Raw genomic sequence first — 260 nt, forward strand, 5'->3', positions numbered from 1 at the left:
ATCATTTCAGCATCCCAAATCTCTCTTTTCTTGTAATTGGTCTTTGGACGATTAGCCATTGGAAACGGATTCCTTGAGATCATCTCCCATTTTACAGCCTGATCAAAAGCACACCTTAAAACTTTGTGGACACTGTTAATAACACCAGATGTTACATATTCAGATCTTGGTTTCATATTTCTTTTCACCACTGATTTTGTCTTTTTAAGGGTCTGATAGTATTCATCAACTACTTTTGGAGTGATACTTTGTATTGGTAA

1 pseudogene is annotated in these 260 nt (G+C 35.4%); it reads right to left on the reverse strand.

From position 1 onward, the window contains the following. Positions 1–260: pseudogene (locus VSQ62_RS32365) on the reverse strand (site-specific integrase); the annotation flags it as partial.

Origin of the sequence: Sporofaciens sp. JLR.KK001 (assembly GCF_036941055.1) — a bacterium.
Taxonomy (GTDB): Bacteria; Bacillota; Clostridia; order Lachnospirales; family Lachnospiraceae; genus Sporofaciens.